At 60.6% G+C, this 25,103-nt stretch carries 30 protein-coding genes; 17 read left to right on the forward strand and 13 right to left on the reverse strand.

Annotated elements, in window-relative coordinates; genetic code table 11:
• The first annotated feature begins 231 nt into the window (after nt 1–231).
• The 3 genes from AAEZ10_RS10755 (at nt 232) to AAEZ10_RS10765 (ending at nt 2,759) form a co-directional block, all read left to right on the forward strand.
• Nucleotides 232–1,653 carry an MltF family protein gene (locus AAEZ10_RS10755; protein ID WP_350569137.1) on the forward strand — a complete coding sequence of 474 codons (1,422 nt, stop codon included), beginning with the start codon at nt 232–234 and terminating at the stop codon, nt 1,651–1,653.
• Nucleotides 1,654–1,766: 113 nt separating this feature from the next.
• Nucleotides 1,767–2,201, forward strand: coding sequence for a DoxX family protein (locus tag AAEZ10_RS10760; RefSeq protein WP_016770887.1), 435 nt, complete (start codon nt 1,767–1,769; stop codon nt 2,199–2,201).
• A 249-nt stretch (nt 2,202–2,450) separates the two neighbouring features.
• The gene (locus AAEZ10_RS10765) at nt 2,451–2,759 is read left to right on the forward strand and encodes a hypothetical protein (RefSeq protein ID WP_041478394.1); all 309 of its coding nucleotides are present in this window, start codon (nt 2,451–2,453) and stop codon (nt 2,757–2,759) included.
• Between the two features lie 6 nt (nt 2,760–2,765).
• On the opposite strand, the gene greB is transcribed toward AAEZ10_RS10765, so the two are convergent.
• From greB to AAEZ10_RS10780, 3 genes are read right to left on the reverse strand one after another with little or no spacing between them, the layout of a single operon-like run.
• Nucleotides 2,766–3,263: a transcription elongation factor GreB gene (gene greB / locus AAEZ10_RS10770; RefSeq protein WP_076563732.1), complete on the reverse strand. Its 498-nt coding sequence runs from the start codon at nt 3,261–3,263 to the stop codon at nt 2,766–2,768.
• A gap of 34 nt (nt 3,264–3,297) precedes the next feature.
• A complete protein-coding gene (locus tag AAEZ10_RS10775; protein WP_207807751.1) occupies nt 3,298–5,802 on the reverse strand; it encodes an ABC transporter permease in 2,505 nt (834 codons plus the stop codon).
• Nucleotides 5,802–6,485, reverse strand: a complete 684-nt coding sequence (locus tag AAEZ10_RS10780) for an ABC transporter ATP-binding protein (protein ID WP_016770883.1) — start codon at nt 6,483–6,485, stop codon at nt 5,802–5,804. The genes AAEZ10_RS10775 and AAEZ10_RS10780 overlap by 1 nt, the downstream gene beginning before the upstream one ends.
• Before the next feature lie 10 nt (nt 6,486–6,495).
• Here AAEZ10_RS10780 and AAEZ10_RS10785 point away from each other — a divergent pair, with 10 nt between their 5' ends.
• The 3 genes from AAEZ10_RS10785 (at nt 6,496) to AAEZ10_RS10795 (ending at nt 8,636) form a co-directional block, all read left to right on the forward strand.
• Nucleotides 6,496–7,101 carry an arylesterase gene (locus tag AAEZ10_RS10785; RefSeq protein WP_162999803.1) on the forward strand — a complete coding sequence of 202 codons (606 nt, stop codon included), beginning with the start codon at nt 6,496–6,498 and terminating at the stop codon, nt 7,099–7,101.
• 57 nt (nt 7,102–7,158) lie between these two features.
• Complete coding sequence (locus AAEZ10_RS10790) at nt 7,159–7,452, forward strand: hypothetical protein (RefSeq protein WP_016770881.1); 294 nt, start codon at nt 7,159–7,161, stop codon at nt 7,450–7,452.
• Between the two features lie 212 nt (nt 7,453–7,664).
• Entirely contained in the window at nt 7,665–8,636 is a 972-nt protein-coding gene (locus tag AAEZ10_RS10795) for a L,D-transpeptidase family protein (protein WP_024013783.1), read from the forward strand.
• Nucleotides 8,637–8,761: 125 nt separating this feature from the next.
• On the opposite strand, the gene oprI is transcribed toward AAEZ10_RS10795, so the two are convergent.
• Nucleotides 8,762–9,013, reverse strand: a complete 252-nt coding sequence (gene oprI / locus AAEZ10_RS10800) for an outer membrane lipoprotei OprI (RefSeq protein WP_003183784.1) — start codon at nt 9,011–9,013, stop codon at nt 8,762–8,764.
• A gap of 639 nt (nt 9,014–9,652) precedes the next feature.
• Between oprI and AAEZ10_RS10805 the strand changes: the two genes are divergently transcribed.
• Nucleotides 9,653–9,934 carry a GNAT family N-acetyltransferase gene (locus AAEZ10_RS10805; protein WP_016770879.1) on the forward strand — a complete coding sequence of 94 codons (282 nt, stop codon included), beginning with the start codon at nt 9,653–9,655 and terminating at the stop codon, nt 9,932–9,934.
• 60 nt (nt 9,935–9,994) lie between these two features.
• On the opposite strand, the gene AAEZ10_RS10810 is transcribed toward AAEZ10_RS10805, so the two are convergent.
• Both AAEZ10_RS10810 and AAEZ10_RS10815 read right to left on the reverse strand, forming a co-directional pair.
• Entirely contained in the window at nt 9,995–11,071 is a 1,077-nt protein-coding gene (locus AAEZ10_RS10810) for a 3-deoxy-7-phosphoheptulonate synthase (RefSeq protein WP_016770878.1), read from the reverse strand.
• A 129-nt stretch (nt 11,072–11,200) separates the two neighbouring features.
• Nucleotides 11,201–11,644, reverse strand: a complete 444-nt coding sequence (locus AAEZ10_RS10815; protein ID WP_024013780.1) for a PilZ domain-containing protein — start codon at nt 11,642–11,644, stop codon at nt 11,201–11,203.
• Between AAEZ10_RS10815 and AAEZ10_RS10820 the strand changes: the two genes are divergently transcribed.
• The 5 genes from AAEZ10_RS10820 to cysB all read left to right on the forward strand — a co-directional run bounded on the left by AAEZ10_RS10820 (nt 11,643) and on the right by cysB (nt 15,599).
• The gene (locus AAEZ10_RS10820; protein WP_350569143.1) at nt 11,643–12,029 is read left to right on the forward strand and encodes a thioredoxin family protein; all 387 of its coding nucleotides are present in this window, start codon (nt 11,643–11,645) and stop codon (nt 12,027–12,029) included. The genes AAEZ10_RS10815 and AAEZ10_RS10820 overlap by 2 nt on opposite strands.
• Complete coding sequence (locus AAEZ10_RS10825; RefSeq protein ID WP_350569145.1) at nt 12,026–12,982, forward strand: putative 2-dehydropantoate 2-reductase; 957 nt, start codon at nt 12,026–12,028, stop codon at nt 12,980–12,982. Before AAEZ10_RS10820 ends, AAEZ10_RS10825 begins: the two co-directional genes overlap by 4 nt.
• Nucleotides 12,983–13,004: 22 nt before the next feature.
• Entirely contained in the window at nt 13,005–13,910 is a 906-nt protein-coding gene (locus tag AAEZ10_RS10830; protein ID WP_024013777.1) for a 5'-nucleotidase, read from the forward strand.
• A 97-nt stretch (nt 13,911–14,007) separates the two neighbouring features.
• Nucleotides 14,008–14,511, forward strand: a complete 504-nt coding sequence (locus AAEZ10_RS10835; RefSeq protein WP_016770874.1) for a universal stress protein — start codon at nt 14,008–14,010, stop codon at nt 14,509–14,511.
• Between the two features lie 113 nt (nt 14,512–14,624).
• The gene (gene cysB / locus AAEZ10_RS10840; protein ID WP_016770873.1) at nt 14,625–15,599 is read left to right on the forward strand and encodes an HTH-type transcriptional regulator CysB; all 975 of its coding nucleotides are present in this window, start codon (nt 14,625–14,627) and stop codon (nt 15,597–15,599) included.
• A 9-nt stretch (nt 15,600–15,608) separates the two neighbouring features.
• Here cysB and AAEZ10_RS10845 read toward each other — a convergent pair whose 3' ends face one another.
• Complete coding sequence (locus AAEZ10_RS10845) at nt 15,609–16,091, reverse strand: GreA/GreB family elongation factor (RefSeq protein ID WP_071173126.1); 483 nt, start codon at nt 16,089–16,091, stop codon at nt 15,609–15,611.
• Between the two features lie 2 nt (nt 16,092–16,093).
• Nucleotides 16,094–16,510 (reverse strand): hypothetical protein, encoded by a 417-nt coding sequence (locus AAEZ10_RS10850; protein WP_056788478.1) that lies wholly within the window; start codon nt 16,508–16,510, stop codon nt 16,094–16,096.
• Nucleotides 16,511–16,635: 125 nt separating this feature from the next.
• Between AAEZ10_RS10850 and earP the strand changes: the two genes are divergently transcribed.
• A complete protein-coding gene (gene earP, locus AAEZ10_RS10855; RefSeq protein WP_350569148.1) occupies nt 16,636–17,763 on the forward strand; it encodes an elongation factor P maturation arginine rhamnosyltransferase EarP in 1,128 nt (375 codons plus the stop codon).
• Between the two features lie 63 nt (nt 17,764–17,826).
• The gene (locus tag AAEZ10_RS10860) at nt 17,827–18,396 is read left to right on the forward strand and encodes an elongation factor P (RefSeq protein WP_003226785.1); all 570 of its coding nucleotides are present in this window, start codon (nt 17,827–17,829) and stop codon (nt 18,394–18,396) included.
• 96 nt (nt 18,397–18,492) lie between these two features.
• Here the strand turns inward: AAEZ10_RS10860 and AAEZ10_RS10865 are convergent, their stop codons facing one another.
• The 4 genes from AAEZ10_RS10865 to AAEZ10_RS10880 form a co-directional block, all read right to left on the reverse strand.
• Nucleotides 18,493–19,503 (reverse strand): alpha/beta hydrolase, encoded by a 1,011-nt coding sequence (locus AAEZ10_RS10865; protein ID WP_024013773.1) that lies wholly within the window; start codon nt 19,501–19,503, stop codon nt 18,493–18,495.
• Between the two features lie 36 nt (nt 19,504–19,539).
• Nucleotides 19,540–19,959, reverse strand: a complete 420-nt coding sequence (locus AAEZ10_RS10870; protein ID WP_007940002.1) for an organic hydroperoxide resistance protein — start codon at nt 19,957–19,959, stop codon at nt 19,540–19,542.
• Nucleotides 19,960–20,289: 330 nt separating this feature from the next.
• Nucleotides 20,290–20,745: a MarR family winged helix-turn-helix transcriptional regulator gene (locus tag AAEZ10_RS10875; protein ID WP_073472431.1), complete on the reverse strand. Its 456-nt coding sequence runs from the start codon at nt 20,743–20,745 to the stop codon at nt 20,290–20,292.
• A 76-nt stretch (nt 20,746–20,821) separates the two neighbouring features.
• A complete protein-coding gene (locus tag AAEZ10_RS10880) occupies nt 20,822–21,778 on the reverse strand; it encodes a LysR family transcriptional regulator (protein ID WP_016770867.1) in 957 nt (318 codons plus the stop codon).
• 111 nt (nt 21,779–21,889) lie between these two features.
• Here AAEZ10_RS10880 and AAEZ10_RS10885 point away from each other — a divergent pair, with 111 nt between their 5' ends.
• Nucleotides 21,890–22,636, forward strand: coding sequence for a sulfite exporter TauE/SafE family protein (locus AAEZ10_RS10885; RefSeq protein WP_422394741.1), 747 nt, complete (start codon nt 21,890–21,892; stop codon nt 22,634–22,636).
• Here AAEZ10_RS10885 and AAEZ10_RS10890 read toward each other — a convergent pair.
• On the reverse strand, nt 22,626–23,480 hold the full coding sequence (locus tag AAEZ10_RS10890) for a LysR substrate-binding domain-containing protein (RefSeq protein ID WP_172667885.1): 855 nt from the start codon (nt 23,478–23,480) through the stop codon (nt 22,626–22,628). The genes AAEZ10_RS10885 and AAEZ10_RS10890 overlap by 11 nt on opposite strands.
• Before the next feature lie 97 nt (nt 23,481–23,577).
• Here AAEZ10_RS10890 and AAEZ10_RS10895 point away from each other — a divergent pair, with 97 nt between their 5' ends.
• Nucleotides 23,578–23,799 carry a DUF1127 domain-containing protein gene (locus tag AAEZ10_RS10895; RefSeq protein ID WP_024013770.1) on the forward strand — a complete coding sequence of 74 codons (222 nt, stop codon included), beginning with the start codon at nt 23,578–23,580 and terminating at the stop codon, nt 23,797–23,799.
• A 64-nt stretch (nt 23,800–23,863) separates the two neighbouring features.
• Nucleotides 23,864–25,090 carry a winged helix-turn-helix domain-containing protein gene (locus AAEZ10_RS10900; RefSeq protein ID WP_350569152.1) on the forward strand — a complete coding sequence of 409 codons (1,227 nt, stop codon included), beginning with the start codon at nt 23,864–23,866 and terminating at the stop codon, nt 25,088–25,090.
• Nucleotides 25,091–25,103: the final 13 nt, after the last annotated feature.

A 25,103-nucleotide genomic window follows, 5' to 3' on the forward strand; every position in this document is an offset into this window, starting at 1 on the left:
GCTACCTCGGGCCGAAGGCCGGAAAGCATATCAGAGCTGTAGATTTATAAGAAAAGCCAAGAACTACAAAGACTTATGGCTGTCTGTTGAGGCCGCGAAGAACTCCGGGCTGGCGACGATGCCATCACTGTGCCAGTCTCTCGCACTTTACCAGCGCTCAGAGCGCTCTGTTTTCGTCGGTGATGTCGTCTTTTTTGCGACGAATCGCCCCGTATTCTTTTCGGAGAGTGGATGCATCGTCCCTCGGTTCTGCTGCTGTTGTGTGCTGCGTTGCTGCTGCCGATGACGGCGGCCGCACGCCTGCCCGGGCCGCTGCAAGCCGTGCCGGCGAGCAAGGTTCGCGACCTCTCGGAAATCCGCAGCAGCCGCGTGTTGCGGGTGCTGGTCAATCAGAGCCGCAACAGCTCCGGCGAAGTCCAGGGCCAGGCCATCGGTGTCGAGTACCACCGACTGCGCGCGTTCGAGCAATACCTCAATAGCCATGCTCGGGACGGCCAGGAAGTCACCCTCAAGATCATTCCCAAAGCCAAGGATCAATTGCTCGGCGCCTTGCAGCGCGGCGAAGGCGATATGGTCGCGCCCGGTGAATTGCTCGACCTGCCATCGGGCTATGCAGTGGCCAGCAGTGAGCCGATTGCCAGCAACGTGCCGCTGGTGCTGGTCGGCATCAAGGGCCAGCGCCGTTACACCAAGGTCGAGCAACTGTCCGGCAAGACCCTGGCCTTGCCCACCGGTAGTGCGGCGGGGGAGGTGGTCAGCCAGCTCAACCAGAAACTGGCGCTGCACAAACTCGCGCCGATCAATATCGAATGGGTCGATCCGACGCTGGCGGTCGAAGATGTGCTGGAGATGGTTCAGGGCGGGATTTTCCACCTGACCATCGTCGAGCAACCGATTGCCGAGCGTTGGGGCAAGATCCTGCCGAAGCTGCGTCTCGATCGGCAACTGAGCCTCGGCGAGCCGGGCGAGGAGCATTGGTTCGTGCGTCGCGATGCATCGATGTTGCGCGCGAGCATCGATCGCTTCCTCACCGGTTACAAGAGACCGTCGGACGAAGACGCGGCGTTTCTGCGCATCTATCGACGCCTGTATCAAGTACACAATCCGCTGGCCAAGGCCGATCGCCAGCGTCTGGAAAAACTCCGTCCGACCCTGCAGAAGCATGCCGACGCGCAGAACATGGACTGGCTCAATCTGGCGGCGCTGGCGTTCAAGGAATCGCGTCTGCAGCCCAACGCTCGCAGCGGCAGCGGCCCGACCGGGCTGATGCAGATCACCCCGTCCGCCGCGCAGCGGGTCGGCGTGAGCAATATCCAGAATCTCGATGCGAATGTGCAGGCCGGCGCCAAGTACCTGGCGATGATCCGCCGCAAGTTCTTCAGCAGCCCGAAACTCAACGAGCGTGAGCGCATGGCGTTCACCCTCGCCGCTTACAACATCGGGCCCGAGCGCGTGCAGGGCATGCGCGCCGAAGCCCGCCGCCGTGGTCTCAATCCCAACCAGTGGTTCTTCCAGGTCGAGCGCATCGCCATGGAGCAGGTGGGGATGGGCGCCGTCAGCTATGTTAATAGCGTGAACAAGTATTACCTGGCATTCGACCGGGAGCGTGAGTCGCTCGAGCCCCGGCAGCAGAAAGTGGTCACACGGAAATAATCTAACAATTCGATTGTTATGGCGAAATTTTTGCGCTTTAAACATGAAATAAACTGATTAATATGGCGACCAACCCAAACACACAAACACTTCTGCACAACAAGGAATGCACCATGAGCTCTCTGATCAACAAGGTTCTGTTCACCCGCGCCGGTTACGGCCTGACTGTCCTGCGCATTGCTGTCGGCGTGATCTTCGCCGCCCACGGTTCGCAGAAACTCTTTGGTCTGTTCGGTGGTTACGGCCTGGCCGGCACCGCGCAATGGATGGAGAGCATTGGCCTGACCCCGGGCTATCTGATGGCCTCGCTGGCCGGCGGTACCGAGTTCTTCGCCGGTCTGGCGCTGATCATCGGCCTGCTGGCACGCCCGGCGGCACTGGGTCTGGCGTTCCTCTCGCTAGTGGCGATCTTCTCGGTGCACATCGGCAACGGTCTGTTCATGGCCAACAACGGTTATGAGTTTGCTCTGGCTCTGCTGGCCGGCAGCATCGCGGTACTGATCGAAGGTGCCGGCAAGCTCTCGGCGGATCGTGCCATCGCCGGTTGAAGGCTCTGGCTCAAGGCAAAGGCCCGCATTGCGCGGGCCTTTTTTTGTTGCGGGGGATTCTTGACACTGGTCGGTCACGTTCTCTAGGATGTTGCCCATGCGCCGATTTAAACAGCTACTTGCGGGGCGCCAGGTGACTTCTACAGTTACCGTCAGAAGCCGGAACAGGGCTTCGAAATACCGCTAAAGCGCTGGTTCGGTGTTGCCTCTCACCTGCCATGCAGACTTTTGAGGCAGAGACACGACACGATGAACGCATTACGCCCTCCTGCACGTCCCGCGCCGATCACGGCACATGTCACCCAGCGCAACCCGAAAATTCTTCTTGGCGGCAAACACCAGCCGACGCTGTTGCGTTATCTCGATGGCTGGCCACGTCGCAGCGGCGGTCCTGCCGCGTTCCTGATCCAGTTTGTTGATGACGGCGAGTCGCTGGCGCGTTTCGCTACGGACAGCTTCGATCTGGCGGTGATTCAGGCGCCGAGCGCAGAAGATGCGCCGGAAATGATCAAGCAACTGACCCGCGTTGCACGGCAGGGCCTGATCACTCGGCGCTGATCAGTCTTACGGGTATTCAATCGCAACGATGTAAACGAACTGCTCGCCGGTCGGCGTCTGCACCCGCACTTCTGCGTCGAGTGCCTTGCCGATCAGCGCGCGGGCGAGCGGCGAGTCGATGCTGATCAAACCCTGTTTGAGGTCCAGTTCATCGGGGCCGACGATGCGGTAGCGCGATTGCTTGCCGTCTTCGTCTTCGATGGTTACCCAAGCGCCGAAATAGACCTTGTGCGGGTCGCTGGGTTTTTCGCTGACTACCTTGAGCGCTTCCAGGCGTTTGGTGAGAAAACGCACGCGGCTGTCGATTTCGCGCAGCATCTTCTTGCCGTAGGTGTACTCGGCGTTTTCCGAACGATCGCCCTGCGCCGCCGCTTCACTCACCGCCTGGGTGACCTGCGGGCGACGTACATGCCACAACTCATGGAATTCGGCGCGCATCCGCGCTTCACCCTCGGGGGTGATCAGCGCGGTGCCGGCGGTGCGGGGAGGGCGATAACGGCTCATGGCGACTTCTTGTGATTAAGACCGCGTGAGTCTATCAACCCTCGCGCAACACTGTCAGCGGGCTGGCGTTCAGCGCCCGGCGAGTGCCGAACACACCGGCGCCACCAATCAGTGCGGCGCCAATCAACGGCAGCACCAGCAGCCATGGATGCGGATGCCATGGCAGATCGAAGGCGAAGCGGTACAGCACCAGACTGACCACCTCCGAACCGATCGCCGCGAGCAGACCGCTGACCGCACCCAACAAACCGAATTCGATACGCCGCGCCTTGATCAGCAACTGCCGCTCGGCGCCCAGCGCGCGCAACAGCGCACCCTGGCGGATGCGTTCATCCAGCGTCGCTTGCAGACCGGAGAACAGCACCGCCATCCCCGCAGCCAGAACAAACAACAACACATATTCCACCGCCAGGGTGACCTGAGCGAGGATGCTGCGCAGCTGTTCGAGCAAGGCTTCGACTTGCAGGATGGTCACCGCCGGGAAGGTCCGCGACAGCTCGACAATCTGCTGATCATGCCCAGGGGCCAAATAGAAGCTGGTCAGGTAGGTCGCCGGCAGATCCTTCAAGGTGCCAGGCTGGAAGATCATGAAGAAGTTCGGCTGGAAGTTGTCCCAGTTGATCTCGCGCAGGCTGGTGACCTTCGCTTCGCGATTGACCCCGCCGACACTGAACACCATGTGATCGCCGAGTTTGAGTTTCAGGCTTTCGGCAACCTTGCCTTCCACCGAAACCCCCGGCACATCATCGGACGGCTGGCCGCTCCACCACGAGCCGGCGGTGAGCTTGTTGCCGGCCGGCAGATCCGCCGCCCAGGTCAGGCTCAGGTCACGCTGGATGGCGCGGTCACCGGCCGAGTCCTTGCTGACGATTTGCTGCACCGCTTCGCCATTGATGCTGATCAGTCGTCCTGGCACCACCGGATACAACGGCGCCGCTTGCGCGGACACCTTGATCAGGTGATCGGCGAAGGCCTGCTTGTCAGCCGGGAGGATATTCAGCGCGAAATAGTTCGGCGCGTTTTTCGGTAGCTGGTTTTGCCAGGTGTCGAGCAGCTCGCCGCGCAGCAGTGCGATCAGCGCCATCGACAACAGGATCAGACCGAACGCCAGCGACTGCCCGGCTGCCGCCAATGGATGCCGCAACAACTGGCCAAGGCCCAGACGCCATGGCAACGAGGCGCGGGCGAGCAGGCGGCGCAGGCTTTGCAGCAGCAACAACAGCAGGCCGCCCAGTACCAGCGCGGCGACTACGCCACCGCCAAGCAGGGCGAAGGTCAGCAGCAGATCCAGACTGAGACGCCACATGATCAGGCCCAGCGCCCCCAGCGCCGCGCCGTAGACCATCCATGTGCTTGAGGGGATCGGCAGCATGTCGCGGCGCAACACCCGCAGCGGCGGCACGCGACCCAGTGCAGCCAATGGCGGCAAGGCAAAACCCGCCAGCGCCACCAGCCCGGTGCCAATCCCGGCCATCGCCGGAAACAGGCCACCCGGTGGCACGTCACTTGGCAGCAAATCATGCAGCAGGGCGAACAGACCCAACTGCGCCAGCCAACCGAGCAGGGCGCCACTGATGGCGGCAATCAGGCCGAGCACCGTCAGTTGCAGGCTGAACAGCACCATGGTTTCCCGGCGCGACAAGCCGAGGCAGCGCAGCAAGGCACTGGCGTCGAAACGCCGACTGGCGAAACGGTTGGCTGATAGCGCCACGGCCACGCCAGCCAACAACACCGCGACCAGACTGGCCATGTTCAGGTAGCGCTCGGCCTTGCCCAGCGCGCCGCCAATCTGTCGGTTGCCGTCGCGGGCATCCTGGATTCGCTGATTGGCAGCGAGACCCGGTTTGATCAATTCACGATAGGTTTCCAGCGTCTGCGGTTCACCGCGCCACAGTTCTCGATAGCTTACCCGGCTGCCCGGTTGCACCACGCCGGTGGCAGTGAGGTCGTCAAGATTGATCAGTACCCGTGGCGTCAGGCTGTAGAAGTTGCCAGCGCGATCCGGCTCGTAGGTCAGCACGCGGGTCAGCTTGAGCGTCTTCATGCCGACGTCGATGCTGTCGCCGATCTTCAGATCCAGCGCGGTCAGCAGACGCGCCTCGACCCAGGCTTCACCGGGTTGCGGTTCGCCGCCGACTTCTTCCTGGGCAAAGGGTGCGGGCGCGCTCTTCAGCTCGCCACGCAGTGGATAGGCACGGTCGACGGCTTTGATGCTGGATAACTGAATGCCGTTGTCGGTGGCAATGACGCTGGAGAACTCCACCACTTGCGCATGATTGAGGCGCAGTTCGGTGCCGCTGCGGATTTGCTCCTCGCGGGCCGGCGAGCTGCCTTCAAGGACCAGATCGGCACCGAGAAACTCGGTAGCGCGCAGCATCATCGCGCCATTGAGGCGGGCGCCGAAATAGCCGATCGCGGTGCTCGCCGCGACGGCCACCACCAGCGCAAAGAACAACACGCGCAACTCACCGGCGCGGGCATCGCGCATGAGCTGGCGCAGGGCAAGACTGAACAGACGCAACAGCGGCAGACGTGCCATCAAGGCTCCAGAGGGGCGACCAGCAGCCCGGCTTCAAGACGGATCAGGCGCCGGCAGCGATGGGCCAGGCGTTCGTCGTGGGTCACCAGCACCAGGGTGGTGCCGCGTTCCTTGTTCAATTCGAACAGCAAGTCGCTGATGCGCTCGCCGGTGTGGCTGTCGAGGTTGCCGGTCGGCTCGTCGGCGAACAGCACGTCCGGTTCGGCCGCGAAGGCGCGGGCGATGGCCACGCGCTGCTGTTCACCGCCGGAGAGCTGGCGCGGCGAGTGGGTCAGGCGCTGCCCGAGGCCGACGCGCTGAAGCAATTGCGTGGCGCGCTCGCGGGCATCTTTGCGGCCGTCGAGCTCAAGCGGCAGCATGACGTTTTCCAGCGCGTTGAGGCTGTCGAGCAACTGGAACGACTGGAAGACGAACCCGACGTGCTCGGCACGGATTCGTGCGCGCTGGTCTTCGTCGAGATTGCTCAGGCCCTGGCCGGCGAGAGTGACTTCGCCGCTGCTCGGCAGGTCGAGGCCGGCGAGCAGGCCGAGCAGGGTGGATTTGCCGGAACCGGACGCGCCGACGATGGCCAGGCTGTCGCCCTTGTTCAGTTCCAGGCTGAGTTCGTGCAGGATAGTCAGTTCACCTTCCGCGCTAGGGACCACTTTGCTGAGGTTCTTCGCGGTGAGAATGCTTGCGCCCATGGAGAATCCGATGCGTGTATGGTTTTTGAGTGCTGGCCTGGCCTTGATGTGCATGGCCCAGAACGCAGCGGCGGGTACTGTCCTGATCGTTGGCGATAGTATCAGCGCCGGTTTCGGCCTGGATACCCGTCTGGGGTGGGTGTCGCTGCTCGAGCAGCGGCTCAAACAGGAGGGTTTCGACGATAAAGTGGTCAACGCCTCGATCAGTGGCGACACCAGCGCCGGAGGCCAGGCGCGGCTGCCGGCGCTGCTTGCAGAGCATAAGCCGGAGTTGGTGATCCTCGAGCTGGGTGGCAATGACGGCCTGCGCGGGATGCCGCCAACGCAATTGCAACAAAATCTTGCCTCGATGATCGACAGCTCGCGGCAGAGCGGCGCGAAAGTGCTGCTGCTCGGCATGCAGTTGCCACCCAATTATGGCAAGCGCTACACCGATTCGTTCGCCGAGGTTTACGGCAAGCTCGCCGAAGAGAAAAACATCCCGTTGGTGCCGTTTTTTCTCGAAGGTGTCGGTGGTCATCCGGAGCTGATGCAGGCCGACGGTCTGCACCCGGCCGCCGGGGCTCAGGGCAAGTTGCTGGAAAATGTCTGGCCGACGCTAAAACCGCTGTTATGAGGCTTTTCTAGAGGCAGGCTTTCGGCTAATGTGGCGCCCCCTAATTTGGAGCCCCCGATGCCGCGTCCTGCCTGGTCCCTGTTTGCCTACCAACTGATCGAGCCTGACGAGCAGCTGGATCTGTTCGCCTGCCAGGAAGTGCGGGTGCATCTGGTGACGCGGCAGCTGGAACTCGGCGGCTCGGCCGATCGCACGCTCTGCGGCACTCTGCTGCCGGCGCAACCGCGCTGGTCGAATGTTGATCGGCGGGTGTTCCAGGATCAGCGCCTGTGCTCGCTGTGCCGGGCGATTCTCGAATCGCAGAAGCGCGGCACCTCGCCGATCTGGCCTGAGCTGCGTTTCGAACTCTGAGCGCTGAAGATCAAAGTGTGGGAGCGAGCCTGCTCGCGAAGGGGTTTTATCAATCGACATTTATGGTCGCTGATACACTGCTTTCGCGAGCAGGCTCGCTCCCACCTTGAACGCACCCTGTCGCCAATAGCGGTGCTACCTCCCCGAATCCCCAAGCCGCGGTGTACAATCGCGCCCTTATACCCTTGATGATCATGCGAAGGATTTTCCGGATGTTGCCGCGCTTTCCTGCCGTCACCCGCTGCCTGTCACTTGCCGCCCTGTGTGTGGCCGGTCCCGTTGCTGCATTGGAGCTTCCCCTGCCACCACCCGGCGAGGACATCGTCGGCCAGGTGCAGGTGATCAAAGCCAAGTACGAAGACACCTTCGCCGACCTGGGCACCACCTATGATCTGGGCTATTCGGAAATGGTTGCGGCCAACCCGGGCATCGATGCCTGGCTGCCGGGCGCCGGTACCGAGATCGTCCTGCCGACGCGCTTCATCCTGCCGCCGGGCCCGCGTGAAGGCATCGTCATCAACCTCGCCGAATACCGTCTCTATTACTACCCGAAAGGCCGCGACGTGGTGTACACGTTCCCGCTGGGTATCGGCCGCGAAGGCTGGGGCTCGCCGATCGCGCACACCTCGATCATCGCCAAGACACCGAACCCGACGTGGACGCCTCCGGCTTCGATCAAGGCCGAACACGCTGCTGACGGTGATCCGCTGCCGAATGTGGTGCCGGCCGGTCCTGATAACCCGCTGGGGCCGTTCAAGTTCACCCTCGGCACGCCGGGCTACCTGATCCACGGTTCGAACAAGAAGTTCGGCATCGGCATGCGCACCAGCCACGGCTGTTTCCGCATGTTCAACAACAACGTGCTGGAAATGGCCGGTATGGTCCCGGTCGGCACCTCGGTGCGCATCATCAACGACCCGTACAAGTTCGGTCGCAGTGGCGGCAAGGTCTATCTGGAAGCGCACACGCCGCTCGACGACAAGGGCAACCCGTCGGTGGTCGACAAGCACACGGCGGTAATCAACGCGATGCTCAAGCGTGAAGACATCACCAGCAACCTGCGCATGAACTGGGATGTGGTGCGTGATGTGGTCGCCGCCGAAGACGGCTTGCCGGTAGAGATCGCCGTGCCGAATACCTCGGCGCCAATGGTGAGCAGTGCACCGATCGACCTGCAGCAATAAGAGCTGATCGAAACCCGCCGATGCGTGCAGTGTCGGCGGGTTTTTTATTGCCCGGAGAAAAGCACCGGGCACAAAAAAGCCGACCCGGAAAACCGGATCGGCTCGATAACAATCCCGAGGGATTATTACTTGCGGCTAGCTTTTTCCAGCATGCGCAGAGCACGCTCGTTAGCTTCGTCAGCAGTCTGTTGTGCTTTTTGAGCAGCAGCCAGAGCTTCATCAGCTTTACGGTAAGCTTCGTCTGCACGAGCCTGGGAGCGAGCAGCTGCGTCTTCAGTAGCGGTCAGACGTGCTTCGGTTTCTTTCGATGCGCTGCTGCAACCGGTAGCCAGAACTGCGGCCAGAGCCAGAGCAGAGAATTTCAGAACGTTGTTCATCGTGTTCCCCTTCAAGGACTTTCAAATTAAGTGGCTGTCTCCTCACGATTGAGGAAATAGCCGGCGTACATACTACCCATTACTTGTAGTAAGTAAACTGACGTAGCGCAAGAAGCAAAAAAAATTGTAGGCGTTGATTCTTTTTCGAGCAACTTTTAACTGCGCTGTATAAAAAATATCCAGCTGCAAGCCCCGGCGTGAGCGACTCAAACGGAAAAAGTTCCCGCCCTCGCGCGCTGTTTTTGCGACTTCGGCTAAAGTCTTTCTAAATGAATTCGTCCACACTTTTGTTCAGGTTCTGCGAAGCGCTTCGCGTATCTTTGTTGATGTACAGGTGACTTTAAAAAAGGTTGCACGTCTTAAGTCTCAACATTCCGGCAATGTTCAGGCAAACGGCACGCAAAGATTGTCTTGCGACCGAACCTGCGACCATCGATGCCAATGCACGCAAACCATCCGATGACGAGCGTACCTTGAGCATTTTCGACAATGGTGCCTACTATTCAGCAGGTGTCAGATTGCGCGAGATCGGTGTGGCTCTTCTCAGTGTCCATCAGGCACGGGGTGGCGTAGATGTTCCTTCGCCGGAAAAACATCGGTAAGGTAGGGGTCACAATTCAAGACCCGCGAGGAGTAGTGATGAGCGAGGCGTTGTCCATCCACCATGACCAGGCTGGTCATCAATTCGAGACCACTGTGGACGGTCATCGTGCTTACCTGACCTACATGGATCTGGGCAAGCAGACCCTGGATATCTACCGCACCTTCGTGCCCAATGCCCTGCGTGGCCGTGGCATTGCCGCAGCGCTGACTGAACGCGCGCTGCAATACGCCGAAGAAATGGGCTACACGGTGATCCCGTCTTGCTCCTACGTCGAGCGCTACATGGAACGCCATCAGCGTCGCGCCGCGAAGATCTGAATCGCACACACAAAAACGCCGGACAATGTCCGGCGTTTTTTTATATCCGTAAAACCGTGCTTACGTGCGCTGACGCTTCGGCAATACGTCCTTGAGCTTGGCGTGCATGCTGCGCAAGGTGTTTTCGGTGGCGGACCAATCGATGCAGGCATCGGTGATCGACACGCCGTATTGCAGGTCGGCGAGGTCTTTCGGAATCGCCTGGCAGCCCCAATTCAGGTGGCTCTCAACCATCAGGCCGATGATCGACTGGTTGCCTTCGAGGATCTGGTTGGCGACGTTCTCCATCACCAGCGGTTGCAGGGCCGGGTCCTTGTTGGAGTTGGCGTGGCTGCAGTCGACCATGATGTTCGGCTTGATCTTCGCCTTGTTCAGCGCCTGCTCGCACAGCGCCACGCTGACCGAATCATAGTTCGGCTTGCCATTACCGCCGCGCAGCACCACGTGACCGTAGGCGTTGCCTTTGGTGGTAACGATCGACACGCCACCTTCCTGGTTGATGCCGAGGAAACGGTGCGGGCTGGACACCGACTGCAAGGCGTTGATCGCCACGGTCAGGCCGCCATCGGTGCCGTTCTTGAAGCCGACCGCCGAGGACAGGCCGGAAGCCATTTCGCGGTGAGTCTGCGATTCGGTGGTACGCGCGCCGATGGCCGACCAGCTGATCAGATCCTGCAGATACTGCGGGGAGATCGGGTCGAGGGCTTCGGTGGCAGTCGGCAGGCCTTTCTCGGCCAGGTCGAGCAGCAACTGACGACCGATGTGCAGACCGTCCTGGATCTTGAACGAGTCGTCCAGATACGGATCGTTGATCAGACCTTTCCAGCCGACGGTGGTACGCGGCTTCTCGAAATACACACGCATGACCAGATACAGGGTGTCGGAGACTTCCTCGGCGAGCACCTTGAGTCGATCGGCGTATTCGTGGGCAGCCTTGATGTCGTGAATCGAGCACGGGCCGATCACGACGAACAGACGGTGGTCGGTGCCATCGAGAATGTTGCGAATGACTTCGCGGCCCTTGGTGACGGTGCGCAGGGCGGCGTCGCTCAGGGGGATATCACGCTTGAGCTGATCGGGAGTGATCAGGGTCTCGTTAGAGGCGACGTTTAGGTCGTTGATCGGTAAATCAGCCATCGTTTACTCGTCAGGTCACGGGTGCCGGCCGCCAGCGATCCCCGCGCGGCGGAGCACAGCAGATTTAGCGCGTCGGGGGAGCCGAACCTTAGCGCGTCAGAGGCGGCTCGACAATGGGCAAACCGTGCTTTAGTCCAGCGCTGGCTGCGCAAAAGCCTTGCGCAGGTTGTCGTGGGAGAACTCTTCGGCGTGCTCCTCGACCCACTGCAGGGCCAGCGCCTGACTATCCTGCAGATCGTCGTGGCTGTCCTGCATGCGTGAATAGCGTTCGATCTGACACACCTGCTCACCCATTCGCGCGCTGAACAGGGTCTGTTCGTCAGTGAAGGCAATGCCCACCAGATAGCCTTTTTTACGCCGCAGACACCAGGCCACATAGCCCGGATAACAGAAGTCGGCATTCAGCGTCGGCATGCGCACTTGCAGCGCAGTGCCGTGGCGCCAGGCGCGGTGGTAATTGCAAGCGATGCCGCCGAGGCTGATAGTGTGCAGCTGTTGTCTGGAAATGCATTCAGGCTTGAGTAACGTCAATTCAACCGGCACTTCGTCCGGATGAGGAATGAAACGTCCCATGAGCACAGACTCCCTGTGTCGGCCATCTGACATTGTTTCCCCCAGTATAGTGGTCGAATCCGAGCTGACCGACTTCGACGCCGACCAGCGGCTGCTGGCGATGCGCGGGGTTTCTCTGGTGATCTTCACCAGCGTCGGCTGTGCCAGTTGTCGTTATGCCCGCGAGGTGTTGCCGGGATTGCCGCTGGCGATCGATCGGCTGTGCTGGATCGACGCCGGCAACAACGGCGGCCTGGTCGAGCGTTATCAGGTGTTTCATTTGCCGGCGCTGTTTGTGGTGCGCGACGGCGAGTTCTTTGGCGCAGTGCACACTCGCCTGACGGTTGATCAACTCAACCAGGCGGTGGCGCAATCGCTGAGTCGAATTGCAGAGGAGTTGCCATGAGCGAGACAGTCAGCAAACCGGTGGTGGGGATTATCGGCACCGGTGCAATCGGCGGGTTCTACGGGGTGATGCTGGCGCGTGCCGGGTTTGAGGTGCACTTTTTGTTGCGCAGCGAATTTTCCGCCGTGGCTGAGCGCGGTTTGCAGATCAACAGTGCGGTGCACGGGCCGTTGACGCTGAATCCGGCCAATGCCTATTCCGCTGCCGAAGACATGCCGCCCTGTGACTGGCTGCTGGTCGGCACCAAGACCACCAGTAACGCCGGGCTGGCCCCGGCGATCATTCAGGCCGCCAAACCTGACGCAAAAGTGCTGTTGCTGCAGAACGGTCTGGATGTCGAAGACAGCCTGCGGCCACTGTTGCCGGATTCACTGCATCTGCTCGGTGGTCTGTGCCTGATCTGCGTGCACCGCAAGGGGCCGGGGCAGATTACCCATCAGGCCCTTGGCGCGGTGAATGTCGGTTATCACAGCGGCTCGGCCATTGATGAAGTAGCGCGCATGGCGATCGTCGAGGAGGGCGCCGGACTGTTCCGTGCCGCCGGCATCGACTCGCAGGCGATGGCCAACCTGCATCAGGCGCGCTGGCAGAAACTGGTGTGGAATATTCCTTATAACGGACTTTCGGTATTGCTCGGCGCGGGAACCGAAGCGCTGATGGCTGATGCTGACAGCCGCCTGTCGATTCAGGCGTTGATGGCGGAAGTGGTGCAGGGCGCCCGGGCCTGTGGATACGAGATCCCGCCCGGCTATGCCGAGTACCTGTTCACCATGACCGAGAAAATGCCCGATTACTGGCCGAGCATGTACCACGACTTTGCACACAAACGCCCGCTGGAGCTGGAGGCGATCTACGCCCGGCCACTGGCGGCGGCGAAAGCGGCGGGGTGCGAGTTGCCGCGCATCGAGGCGTTGTATCGCCATTTGGGTTTTATCGACCGACGCAATACCTGAGTCGGTTGTTCTGGGGGAAGGCATGGCCAATAACATCGATGACAAACTGGTGCTGGCGATTTCCTCGCGCGCCTTGTTCGACCTGAGCGAAAGCCACAAGGTCTACCTGTCGAGCGGCGTCGAAGCCTATCGGCAATATCAGATCGAGCACGAAGACGAAATCCTCGCGCCGGGCGATGCGTTCCCGCTGGTGGAAAAACTCCTGAGCCTGAACAGCCGCCTCGGTCGCGCGCGGGTCGAGGTGATTCTGGTTTCTCGTAACAGCGCCGACACCGGGCTGCGCGTGTTCAATTCGATTCATCATTACGGGCTGGCGATTTCTCGTGCGGCGTTCGTCGGTGGGCGCAGTCCGTACCCTTATCTGAAAGCGTTTGGCTGCGACCTGTTTCTCTCGACTCACGCCGAAGACGTGCGTGCGGCGCTGGACGCCGGGTTCGCCGCCGCCACGATTCTGTCCGGTGGCGCGAGCCGTGCGGCCAGTGATGAATTACGTATTGCCTTCGACGGTGACGCGGTGATTTTCTCCGACGAGTCCGAGCGCGTCTATCAGTCCGGAGGGCTGGAAGCGTTTCAGGCCAAGGAACGCGAATCGGCACGCGAGCCATTGCGTGGTGGGCCGTTCAAGGGCTTTCTGGCAGCGCTCAATCTGTTGCAGCGCGAGTTTCCCGATGACGATTGCCCGATCCGCACGGCGCTGGTTACCGCGCGTTCGGCGCCGGCCCATGAGCGGGTGATTCGCACCTTGCGGGAATGGGATATTCGTCTCGATGAGTCGCTGTTTCTCGGTGGCCTGACCAAATCGGCGTTCCTCGAAGCCTTCGCCGCCGACGTGTTCTTCGATGACCAGACCGGCCATTGCGAACTGGCTCGCGAAGTGGTCGCCACCGGCCATGTGCCCCACGGCATCAGCAACGAACCGCCGATCTAGAGCCTTTTCATTCAGGACGTTGCGTCGCACGTCGTACTCGCCAAGGCACTGCTAAGCTGAATCAATCTCCGCCATCGTTGGCTCGCGAGGAGGTCCCATGATTCGCTCAATGCTGTATGCCACCGACCTCGGTCTGTACGCACCGTTCGTGATGCAGCATGCCTTGGCCTTGGCGCGCACCTTCAATGCCGATCTGTATGTAGTGCACGCGGTGGAACCCATGGGCCTGTTTGCCGAGTCGGTGCTGCAAAGCTATCTCGACGAACAGGCATTGAACGAATTCCATAGTCAGGGTCTGAAAACAGTCATCGCCAATATCGAACAACGGGTGCTCGACAGCTTTCGTGAAGAGCTGGGGGACGACGGCGAACAGGATCTGCAGCGCATTCGCGCGGTGCGCGTGCTGCAGGGTGATCCGTCGCAGGTGATTCTCGATCAGGTGCACAAGCTCTCGGTCGATCTGCTGATCGTCGGCAGTCACAGCCATGGCGTCGGCGCGGAAACGCCGTTGGGGCGCACGGCGGCGCGGGTCCTGCAGTTGGCCAAGGTGCCGGTCTATCTGGTGCCGCTGATGGAACGTCGGCGGCGTGAGGATCGCTGAAGCAGGAATAATGGCGTTTTGATAAAAAAGTTCTAGATTTATTCTTCGAACCATTAATATAGTTATATACCGTCGCTGATGCCCGTGGCGTCTACCTGCTTTGAGGGATTGATATGAAGCTTCAACAACTGCGCTACATCTGGGAAGTGGCGCACCACGACCTCAACGTTTCCGCTACCGCTCAAAGCCTGTACACCTCGCAACCGGGCATCAGTAAGCAGATCCGCCTGCTGGAAGACGAGCTGGGCGTCGAAGTCTTCGCCCGCAGCGGCAAGCACCTGACCCGCGTCACCCCGGCCGGCGAGCGTATCATCACCACCGCTGGCGAGATCCTGCGCAAAGTCGAAAGCATCAAGCAGATTGCCCAGGAATTCTCCAACGAGAAGAAGGGCACCCTGTCGATCGCCACCACCCACACTCAGGCACGTTACGCGCTGCCGCCGGTGATCAGCAATTTCATCAAGCAATATCCCGACGTGGCCCTGCACATGCATCAGGGCTCGCCGATGCAGATCGCCGAAATGGCCGCTGACGGCACCGTCGATTTCGCCATTGCCACTGAAGCGCTGGAGCTGTTCGGTGATCTGGTGATGATGCCGTGCTATCGCTGGAACCGCTGCGTGGTCGTACCCCACGGCCACCCGCTGACCAAGCTGCCGAAGCTGACCCTCGAAGCGCTGGCCGAATATCCGATCGTCACTTACGTGTTCGGTTTCACCGGCCGTTCCAAGCTCGACGAAGCCTTCAGCCATCGTGGCCTGACGCCGAAAGTGGTGTTCACCGCTGCTGACGCCGACGTGATCAAAACCTACGTGCGTCTGGGGCTGGGCGTGGGCATCGTGGCTAAAATGGCGGTCGACACCAAACTCGATAACGACCTGGTGGTGCTGGATGCCAGCGAGCTGTTCGAGTCGAGCATCACCAAGATCGGTTTCCGTCGTGGCACTTTCCTGCGTGGCTTCATGTGCGACTTCATCGAGAAATTCGCCCCGCACCTGACCCGCGAAGTCATGGCCAAGGCCATTCAGTGCCACAACAAGCAAGAGCTCGAAGAGCTGTTCGACGGCGTCGAACTGCCCGTTCACTAAACACCCGCTTCAGAGCACCTCGGTGACAGCAAACTGTTGCCGGGTGCCCGCCACCAGAATCTCCACCTCATCGCCCTCGAACTTGCCCAGCAGGCTTTTGCCCAGCGGCGAGCGCGGGGTGATGACGGTAACCGGCTGACCGACCACGTCGACTTTCAGCCCCGCCGCATCCGGCGCCAGAAACAGCCATTGCTCGCGACCCTTTTCGTCCTCCAGACCGAGCAGGGCGCCGACTTCGATGCCGCGATTTTCATCGTAGGCACGCAAGGTCAGGTTCTGGCACAGCGCCAGTGACTGACGGATTTCCTCAACCCGCTTCGCCTGACCCGCCGCCAGATACGACGCCTCCAGCCCCAGCGTGTCGTACTTGTTTTCGGCGATGTTTTCTTCGTGGGTCGCGGTTTCGTAAGCGGTTTGCGCGGCGCGTTCGGCGATGTCGAGGTCGATGCGCAGCTTGTCGAGAATCAACTGGTGGACGCTGTGTTTGTTCATGATCAATCGCAGAATTGCAAAACGTTGGCGCGGCTCTTTTCGGTCGGCGCGGTCTGGTCCTGCTGCAGCCAGAACTGGCATTTCGGATTGGACGCGTTACGCGAATTGGCGCGCGCCTGATCCAGTCGGGCCTGCTGTTCATTCTTGCGCAGGTTTTCTTCGTACTGTTGGAACAGCGGACTTTGCGGTGGAATGTCCGGCTGTACCTGTACGGGCGCCACAGCCGGAGGATTGACGCGCTGCTGCACCGCTTGCGCGACAGGGGCCAGTTGCTCGGGAAAGATAAAGCGCGAAAGCAGCCAGCAGGTCAGCGCAATCGCCAGGAACCCCAGCCACAGGCCCAGCGCAATGCTGCCGGTCAGATGCAGCGCGCTAAGCTGAACAGGCAAGGGACGACGCGGATTCGGACGGTAGGGCATGGCGGCCTCCTGGCGGATGGTTGCGGGCAAGTGGCGATTGTCGCACGAAGATTAATCGCCGTCGGCTCTTCTGCGCGAGCGCATTTATGCGGACAATCGAGGTCTTTTGCCAACGGGAGAACGGCATGCCTGAAGCGAAACCCCGCTGGGACATTTTCTGCACCGTGGTCGATAACTTCGGTGACATCGGCGTGACCTGGCGCCTGGCCCGGCAACTGGTGGCCGAACATGCCTTGCCGGTGCGCCTGTGGGTGGATGATCTGCGCGCGTTCGAGCGCCTCTGTCCCGAGATCGATATTGAACTTGCGCAGCAGTGGCAGCAGGGCGTCGAGGTGCGACAGTGGCCGAGCGAATGGCTGCACGCCGAGGCGGCCGACGTAGTCATCGCCGCCTTCGCCTGTCAGTTGCCCACTGATTACATGGACAGCATGGCTGCGCGGGAAACGCCGCCGCTGTGGCTCAACCTCGATTATCTCAGCGCCGAAGACTGGGTCACCGGCTGCCATGGCTTGCCGTCGGTGAAATACAAATCGGTGCAGAAGTTCTTCTTCTTTCCGGGCTTCAAGCCGGGCACCGGTGGCCTGCTGCGCGAATGCGGACTGCTCGAACAGCGTCGGCAGTTTCAGCAGGATCGACCGGCTCAGCGACATTTCCTGCAAGGTCTGGGTATTGATCCCGCGCCCGATGCGCAACTGATCTCGCTGTTTGCTTATGAAAACGCCGGGTTGGCCAGTTGGCTGGATGTGCTGGCGGCCGATGCACGGCCGACTCACCTGCTGGTGCCGGAAGGGCGGATTCTCGGCGATGTGGCGCGCTGGCTGGAGGTAGAAACCCTGACGGTCGGCGCGATTCACGTGCGCGATTCGCTCACCGTGCAGGTGCTGCCGTTCGTCCGTCAGGATCAATACGACCACCTGCTCTGGTGTTGCGATTTCAACGCGGTGCGCGGTGAAGACTCATTCGTGCGCGCGCAATGGGCGGGGCGGCCGATGCTCTGGCACATCTATCAGCAGGACGATGACATCCATCTGGACAAGCTCGATGCTTTTCTCGCGCTCTACACTCACGGCCTTTCGCCCGCTGCGGCGCAGGCGATGAACGGTCTGTGGCGAGCGTGGAGTGCCGGGCAACCGATCGGCGAGCACTGGCTGGCGGCGCGAAATCATTGGCCGGAACTCGAGAAAAACGCCGAGGCATGGTGTCTGGAACAGGCCTTGCAAGCGGATCTTGCCACGGCGCTGGTACAGTTTTAGGTAAATTGGATATGATACGCGGCCTAGATTTTTGTAAATCCCATCCAAATTCGGATATTCGCAATGAAAACTGGTAAAGAACTCAAACCCGGTACCGTGATCCGTATCGACAACGATCCTTGGCTGGTTCAGAAAGCTGAATTCACCAAGTCGGGCCGTAACAGCGCGATCATGAAGACCAAGCTGAAGAACCTGCTGACCGGTTACAAGACCGAAACCGTTTACGGTGCGGACGACAAACTGGACGACGTGATCCTGGATCGTAAAGAAGCCACCCTGTCGTTCATCAGCGGTGACACCTACACGTTCATGGACACCACTGACTACACCATGTACGAGCTGAACGCCGAAGACATCGAAAGCGTTCTGCCTTTCGTTGAAGAAGGCATGACCGACGTTTGCGAAGCCGTGTTCTTCGAAGAGCGTCTGGTTTCCGTAGAACTGCCGACCACCATCGTGCGTCAGGTTGACTACACCGAAGGCTCCGCTCGCGGTGACACTTCCGGCAAGGTGATGAAGCCTGCCAAACTGAAGAACGGTACCGAGCTGTCGGTTGCCGACTTCATCGAAATCGGCGACATGATCGAGATCGATACCCGCGAAGGCGGTTCCTACAAAGGCCGTGCGAAATAAGCACTGTTTTTTGCGGAAAGAAAAAACCCGACCATTGAGTCGGGTTTTTTTGTGCCTGCGCTTTGAGTTTCACACCTATCCCATGTGGGACGGTGGTTACTTCAAGTGTTGCTTCAGTTCTTCAGACGCCTGCAACATCGCCGAGCGCACCGCCGGTACCTGGCTGACCACGTTGAGCAAACCGTAATCGTGAATCATGCCGTTGTAGCGCACCGACGTTACCGGTACTCCGGCCTCGTCGAGTTTGCGTGCGTAAGCTTCACCTTCATCACGCAGCACGTCGGCGCTGGCAGTCTGCACCAGTGCAGGCGGCAGACCTTTGAGTTGCGCGGTGGTGGCGCGCAGCGGTGAAGCGTAGATCTCGTTACGCTGCTTGGCGTCGGTGGTGTAGTTGTCCCAGAACCACTTCATCATGTTGCGGGTGAGGAAGTGCCCTTCGGCGTACTGGTTGTACGAACCGGTGTCGAAGTTGGCATCGGTCACCGGCCACAGCAGCACCTGGAATTTGATCGCCGGGGTGCCCTTGTCCTTGGCCATCAGCGCAACCACTGCGGCCATGTTGCCGCCGACGCTGTTGCCGGCCACGGCCAGGCGCTTGCCGTCGACATTGATCTCTTTACCGTGTTCCGCCACCCATTTGGTCGCAGCGTAGGCCTGGTTGATCGCCACCGGGTAATGCGCTTCCGGCGAAGGGGTGTAATTGACGAACACCGCCGCCGCCCCCGAACCGACCACGAGATCGCGCACCAGACGTTCGTGAGTCGGGAAGTCCCCCAGCACCCAGCCGCCGCCGTGGAAGAACATGAACACCGGCAGCTCACCCTTGACCCCGGCCGGCCGGACGATGGTCAGGCTCAGCGGTTGGCCATCGACCTGGATGGTCTTCTCGCTGACATCGGCTTTGGGCAACGTCAACTTGACCCCGGACTGCGCGCCGACCAGCACGGCGCGGGCATCCTTGGGTGACAGCTGCTCGATCGGCTTGCCGCTGCCTGAATTCAGCGCATCGAGGAATGCCTGGGTGTTGTGTTCGACATCACCGGCGAAAGCGCTGTGTACCGACAGGGCGAGAAGGGTACCGGTCAAGACTTTGCTGAAAGTGTTCATGTTCAATTTCCTTGTTCGGGCCGGAGACTTGAGTGATTACACGGTTACGTGCAGACGCACATCGACGTTGCCACGGGTGGCGTTGGAGTACGGGCAGACCTGGTGAGCGGCGTCGACCAGCGACTGCGCGTCGGCTTGTTCCAGGCCCGGCAGGCTGATGTGCAAATCGATGTCCAGACCGAAACCGCCAGGGATCTGGCCGATGCCGACATGGGCGGTGATCGATGCGTCGTCAGGAATCTTGCGCTTGGTCTGGCTGGCAACGAATTTCAGTGCGCCGATGAAGCAGGCCGAGTAACCGGCAGCGAACAGTTGCTCAGGGTTGGTCGCCGCACCGCCAGCACCGCCGAGTTCTTTCGGGGTGGCCAGTTTGACGTCGAGTACGTTGTCGCTGGAGATCGCACGACCGTCACGGCCGCCAGTGGAAGTTGCGATTGCGGTGTAGAGAGTTTGCATGGTGTGAGCCTCATTGGTTGTGGTTTTGTGCGCTAATTGTTTGCGCGCTAAGTAGGTGTGAAGAGAATGTATAGCGCTAATGTTTAGCGCGCAAGATAAATTTTTAATAAAAATCGCGTTTTGCTCAAGGGCATAGCGTGGAAGGGGCGGGTAAGGCTTGATTTAGAGCGCTTGGCGAGGGAATGCAGGCGGGGAAAATTTTTTTTTGTTGGCGCTGAAATCACTGTGGGAGCGAGCCTGCTCGCGAAGGCGGTGGAACATTCAACGACTCGCTGTCTGATCGGACGCTTTCGCGAGCAGGCTCGCTCCCACAGGGGAATGTAGCGGGGCTTAATTCAGGCTGTCTTGCAAATGTCCGCGCAGCGCTTGCAGCTCGGCCTGCAACTTCTGCAGACGTTCAAGGGTGAAGCCACTGGCGCCAAGAATGCACTGCGGCACGGTCTGCGCCTTGTCGCGCAAGGCGCGGCCTGCTGCGGTCAGTTCGACAATCACCACCCGCTCATCTTCGCGACTACGGGTGCGGCTGAGCAGGCCTTCGGCTTCCAGACGCTTGAGCAATGGCGTCAGCGATCCCGGATCGGTCAGCAGGCGTGCGCTGATTTCTCCGACAGTCAGACCGTCCTTCTCCCACAACACCATCATCGCCAGATATTGCGGATAGGTCAGGCCCAGCGCTTGCAACAGCGGCTTGTAGACCTTGGTCATCATCAGCGAGGTCGAATGCAGGGCGAAGCACGCCTGATTGTCGAGCAGAAGGTCGTCGCAGTTGTCGCGTTCGCAAGTCATTGTCAAAGCCTTGATCGTTGATCGTTTTTTAATCTAGCGCTCGAATCTTTAAGGCGCCAGATAAATAAGTCCGGCGTCAGTGCCGGGCGAATTGCCGTTGCAACGCCAGATCCCACGGCGGCACCGGGCTGAAGCGGGTTTTCAGGTATTCCAGCAACAACCGACTGCGCGAATGGACCTGCTGTTCCATGCGCAGCGCGTAAATGCCGGTGGACTCCGGCGGCGGCAGGCCATTTTCACAAAACAGCGGCACCAGCTCGCCGCGCAGCAGGTATTCGCTGGCCAGCCAGGTCGGCAGGTGTGCGACGCCCAGACCCGCCGCCGCGCCACACGCCAGAGCTTCGGCATTGTTGGCGCTCAGGCGCACCCGTGATGGTCGGTGCAGTTGCATTTGCCCGTCCACTTCGAATTTCCAGGCAAAGGGCGGCGCAAGGCCTTCCCAGTCGAGCCCGTCGTGTTCACTCAACTGCGCCGGGTGCTCGGGCACGCCACGCTGCTTGAGATAGTCAGGGCTGGCGCAGGCGACGCGGACCATGCTCGCCAATGGCGTGGCGACCAGGCGCGAGTCGGCCAGTTGTCCGGTCCGCAGCACCAGATCGACTTTGCCCAGGCTGCTGCCGGCCATGTCGCTGAAGCTGTCGATCAGATGCATCTGCACATCCAGTCCCGGGTACAGCAGGAGAAAATCGGCAATCACCGGCGCCAGATGCCGCCGCCCGAAGGCTGCTGGCGCATCGATGCGGATCAGGCCTTCCGGTGCGCTGCTTAACGACACCGCTTCGGCACGCGCCAGTTGCAACTCGGCGATGATCCGTCGCGCCCGCTCGGCAAAGGCCAGGCCGGCCGAAGTCGGCAGCACGGCATGGGTGCTGCGCACGAACAGCTGACTGCCGACGGCACTTTCCAGGCTGTCGATGCGCCGGGCTACGGCGGAAGGTGTCAGCGGATGGCGGCGCGAAGCGGCAGAAAAGCTGCCACTCTCCAGCACATCGAGAAACAGGCCGAGCTGATCGGTCAATTGGTTGGGATTCATGGAAACCACGCTTGTGCAAAATCGGCACAGCCATTGTGCGTTGCTATGCGTTTCCCCGCTAGGCGCGAGTGCGTAGCATTGGCCACCTGTCGTTAGAGGACTACCGTTGTGATGGATTTTCTGTTGTACCTGCTGTTCGGCGCCGCCCTGGGCACATTGGGCGGGATCTTTGGCATTGGCGGTGGCTTGATTGCGATCCCATTGCTTGGCGTGTGGTTTGGGCTTGATCAGCAGATCGCCCAAGGCACGGCACTGGTGATGGTGGTGCCGAACGTGATGCTGGCGCTGTGGCGTTATCACCAGCGCAATCGCATCGAATTGCGCCATGCGCTGCCGTTGGCGGTGATGGGTTTCTGCTTTGCCTGGCTCGGCTCGATCTGGGCGGTGGGCATCGATGCGCAGACCATGCGCATCGGATTTGTCGCCTTTTTGGTAGCACTTTCGGCCTACAACCTGTTGAAGATGTTCGGTCCGCGACCAGCGCCGACTGCCGAGCTGCGCTATTCGTGGCCGTGGTTGGGCGTGCTCGGCGCCGCCTCGGGGACAATGGGCGGTTTGTTCGGCGTCGGCGGCGCAGTGGTGGCCACGCCGGTGCTGACCAGCCTGTTCGGCACCAGCCAAGTGGTTGCTCAAGGATTGTCGCTGGCGCTGGCCCTGCCGAGCACTGGTGTAACCCTGGTGACCTACGCCGTGCACCATGAAGTCGACTGGATGATCGGTCTGCCTCTGGCGGTCGGAGGTCTGCTCAGCATCAGTTGGGGCGTGAAAGTTGCCCACGCCATGCCGGAAAAAATTCTGCGCGGGCTGTTCTGCGGTTTTCTGGTGCTGTGTGCGGTGATGCTCGCGTTTAAAGTTTGAAGCCCTCGACGATGTGCTCGGCCAGGCACTCGGTGATCGGCGACGGGTTGTTCAGATTGCGGATCAGCATGATGCTCGCCTCGGGCAACAGTGGCAGGTCTTCGGCGGCGCCAAGGATGCGCATGTCCGGGGTGATCAGGCTTTCCAGTTGCGCGGTGATCGCCAGCCCCGCGCTGACTACCGCCATCAGCGCCGACAGGCTGCTGCTGTTGTAGGCGATGCGGTAATCGCGGCCCATAGCGTCCAGCGCATTGCACGCCCACAAGCGGCAGAAACAATCACTGTTGAACATCGCCAGGGGCAGCGGCGTCTGTTCATGGGCGCTGAAGTTCTGCGCCTCGGCCCAGACAAAGCGCTCCTTGCGCAGCAACTGGCCGATCTCGTTGCCCGGCTCACGGGTGACGATCGACAAGTCCAGATCGGTGCGTTGCAGCAACTGCTTGCTCGACTCGCAATGCACCTCGATCTGGATCAGCGGATAGAACTGCGCGAACCGCGACAGGATTCCCGGCAGAAAACGCATCACATAATCATCCGGCGTACCGATGCGCACGGTGCCGACCATGTGCGGCTCGCGCAGGGTGTTGAACACCTCACTGTGCAGTTTGAGGATGCGCCGCGCATAACCGAGCAGCACTTGGCCTTCTGCCGTCAGGCGCACCTGACGGCCATCGCGCTCGAACAGCTGGCGCTGCAACACGTCTTCTTCCAGACGTTTCATCTGCATGCTCACCGCCGACTGGGTGCGGTTGACCATCTCGCCGGCACGGGTGAAACCGCCCTGATCGGCAATCGCGACGAAGGTGCGCAGGACATCGGTATCGATACTGGGGTAGGCGGACAATTGATGAATCTCCGTGATGCATGCCATCAGAAACATTCGTTGGATTGATCTTAGCGCCAGCGCGAGACTTGAGCCATCCACAAAAGGAGGCAAGACGATGAAAGGTCAAAGAGAGTATGCAAGCGAAGAACAGCTGTCCGGCCATGGCCATATCGTGTCCGATCTGCTGCACAAATTCAGCCGCTGGTACGAGTTACATCGCGAGCGGGAAATGCTCGCCGGGCTCAGCGACGAAGCGCTGAAGGACATCGGCATCAGCCGCGCCGATGTGGAGCATGAAACCGTGCGGCCGTTCTGGGACGACCCGATGCATAAATGATGAGGCTATCGCTACACAAACCCCTTTCAGGTGAGGTAGGTTGCGAGCAGACATGGAGGAATAAATGCCCGCGACAGTGTCCTTTTCCCTCAAACAGGCGCGACGTCTGGCGCTGGCTGCCCAAGGGTTCAACGGGCGCCAGCCGCCGAACGTCAATGCCAGTCATCTCAACCGGCTGATCGAACGGCTGGGCCTGCTGCAAATCGATTCCGTCAATGCCGTGGTGCGCTCGCACTACCTGCCGCTGTTTTCCCGTCTCGGTTGCTATTCATCTGACTTGCTCGACCAGGCTGCCTGGAGTTCGGGCCGTCGGCGCACGCTGTTCGAATACTGGGGCCATGAAGCGTCGCTGTTGCCGCTGTCGATGTACCCGTTGCTGGGCTGGCGCATGCAACGGGCCAAGCGTGGCGAAGACATCTATCAGCAATTGGCAAAGTTCGGTCGCGAACAGCGGGACACCATTCGCCGCGTGCTGACTGCGGTAGAGGAGCGGGGCGCGCTCGGCGCCGGCAGTCTGTCGACCCGCGAAGACAAGGCCGGGCCATGGTGGGACTGGAGTGCCGAGAAACATGCGCTGGAATGGTTGTTCGCCGCCGGTGAGGTCACAGTGGCGGGGCGACGCGGTTTCGAGCGCTTGTACGATTTGCCTGAGCGAGTGATTCCGGCAGCGATCCTGCAACAGCCCACGCCGGACGAGGCCGAGGCGCAACGCGGTTTGCTCTTGCATGCGGCGCAAGCATTGGGCGTTGGTACGGAAAAAGACCTGCGCGATTACTTTCGCCTGAACCCTGCGGATGCGCGCCCGCGTCTGACTGAGTTGGTTGAAGCTGGTCAATTGCAGATGTGTGAAATCGCCGACTGGCGGCAGATCGCCTATTGCCTGCCGGAGCCCAAAGTGCCGCGCAAGGTCATTGCCAGTGCGCTGCTGTCGCCGTTCGACTCGCTGATCTGGGAGCGCAGCCGCACCGAGCGTTTGTTCGATTTCCGCTATCGCCTGGAAATCTACACACCGCAGCCCAAGCGGGTTTACGGCTATTACGTGCTGCCGTTTTTGCACAACGAGCGGATTGCCGCGCGGGTTGATCTGCGCGCCGAACGGGCGGCAGGGCAGTTGGCGGTGCATGCGGTGCATGAGGAAGAATCGGGACTGGACGAGGAGGGGATGCTGGCGCTGGCGCTGAATTTGCGGCGGATGGCGGGTTGGTTGGGGCTTGAGCGGGTGCAGTTGAATTGTCAGCGCGAGAGTGCGGCTCGGCTCAGAGTCGCGTTCGCGCAGGTTGAGGGTATCTGAGCTGGCCCCTTCG

Source organism: Pseudomonas sp. H26/SER47-MNA-CIBAN-0231 (assembly GCF_040310465.1).
Lineage (GTDB): Bacteria > Pseudomonadota > Gammaproteobacteria > Pseudomonadales > Pseudomonadaceae > Aquipseudomonas > Aquipseudomonas atacamensis.